Annotated in this window: 2 protein-coding genes; one reads left to right on the top strand and one right to left on the bottom strand. The window is 63.8% G+C overall.

What is annotated here, in order from left to right; genetic code table 11:
- Positions 1–87: 87 nt before the first annotated feature.
- Positions 88–645 (bottom strand): WYL domain-containing protein, encoded by a 558-nt coding sequence (locus PMI38_RS26025; protein WP_008101144.1) that lies wholly within the window; start codon positions 643–645, stop codon positions 88–90.
- A gap of 206 nt (positions 646–851) precedes the next feature.
- Between PMI38_RS26025 and PMI38_RS26020 the strand changes: the two genes are divergently transcribed.
- The gene (locus PMI38_RS26020) at positions 852–1,640 is read left to right on the top strand and encodes a tetratricopeptide repeat protein (protein ID WP_008101142.1); all 789 of its coding nucleotides are present in this window, start codon (positions 852–854) and stop codon (positions 1,638–1,640) included.
- The last annotated feature ends 32 nt before the right edge of the window (positions 1,641–1,672 follow it).

Raw genomic sequence — 1,672 nt, 5'->3', positions numbered from 1 at the left:
GCCGGCTCCCACAGGTACCCCGCAGTTTCAGAGACAGCGGGGTCTCTGTGGGAGCCGGCTTGCCGGCGATAGGGCCAGTACAGGCCACTAATTCTGGTAAAGGGCAACCGCATTGCTCAAGGTCTTGGCTATCTCCTCGCGCAATTGATCCGGCTGCTCCACCATCACCCCATCCCCCTGGCTCAACACCCACCAGCGCAAGGCCCAGCCATCGTCCACTGTGGCCCGCAGCCGATGCCCGCGCTCCAGCGCAGTCAGCTGCATGTCCGCGCTCAACGGTGTATCGCGCAATTGCCGAGCCACCTGATCGCTGACCCAGGCCTGCAGCTGCAACCCGTCATCCTGGGCCGACCGCAAGGTTTCACCGCGCAGATAACCCTGCAGGTCGAAATTCCCGCGCAGCTCTCCCACAGCCTTCGCCGACCAGTGCCAGCCAAACGGAATGCTCTTGTCATTACGTTCCAGCGGAAAGATCAGCGACAACTCGTTGAGGTCGCGCTCGACCGTGCGTTTGCTGACGGAGAACCCCACATCGCGCAGGCGCCACACCAGTTCGGCGCTGGTAATGCCCGGAGAGCGGCTGGGTAGCTGGCGCAGCAGCGCCCATTGACGGCTGAGGGTGGCGCGGGTGGTAGCGAACGGCAAAAGGGAACGTCCTTGTCTAGGCTTGCCGCAGTAGCATGGCGGCATGAGGGGGTCATGGCAATTAGCCATGGCTCGATCAGATCAAGGAACCTGCGATTGGTTGCCCCATGCCGAATCGTTCGCGACAGGTTTCGACGTGCCATCGCGCAGAATTACGCCTCATCACAGCCGCGGTCGGGCCTGTGGATCGTTCAATGAGGATGAACATGTCTGCTGTCAGCAATATCCATTCGCTGCTCGCCCGTCTTTTGCCTGAGCAGGTGATTTGCCCGCCAACCCCTGGCGGAAGGCGGCAGCGCCTGTTCGCCGGCGTGGGGTTGCCCAGCCAGCGGACGTTGCTGGTCAGTCGACTGGATGAAGCACCGGACCTGCAGGCGGTGTATGCCGACCTGCGCCATCAGGCACTGGCCGGCAACGTGGCGGCGCTCAACGACCTCGGCTGGATTTGGCTGAATGGCAAGTATTGGCGCGCCGACACCGTGCTGGCCGGGCACCTGCTGCGCATGGCGGCCCTGCAGGGCAGTGCGGCGGCCTGGTTCAACCTGGGGCAGCAACATTACTTCGGCAAGGGTGTCGAGACCTCCTATGTGCAAGCTGCGGAGTGCTACCGGCAGGCGTTCGAGCGGGGCATGCTGCACGCCGCTGCCGCGCTTGGCGACCTGTACGAGGAAGAGGTGTGCGATGTGGGGCTCGACTGGCAGGTGGATCTGCCAAGGGCGTATCAGTGGTTCTTCCGTGGCGCCGAACGGGGTGAGGCGCGTTGCCGCTTCGAGGTGGGCTATCGCCTGCTGCATGGTGTGTGCGTGGCGGCCGATATCAAGGCCGGGTTGTATTGGCTGGAGCTGGCGGCCGCGACTGGGGTCATGCAGGCGGCCGAAGAGTTGGCGGTGCATTTCAGCCGGTTCGATGCGGCGCGCTATCTGGATTGGCGGGATCGGGCGGTGCAGATGGGCAGTACGTTGGCCTTGGCGATGAAGCTGGAAGATCAGGGTTAGCGGTGCCTGTTGTGGCCTCATCGCCGGCAAGC

This window comes from Pseudomonas sp. GM84 (assembly GCF_000282535.1).
GTDB lineage: Bacteria > Pseudomonadota > Gammaproteobacteria > Pseudomonadales > Pseudomonadaceae > Aquipseudomonas.
This window is presented reverse-complemented; position numbering and strand designations above follow the sequence as displayed.

Excerpts from the sequence above, each read along its gene's own strand:
- PMI38_RS26020 (WP_008101142.1), top strand. The coding sequence starts at position 852 with ATGTCTGCTGTCAGCAATATCCATTCGCTGCTCGCCCGTCTTTTGCCT.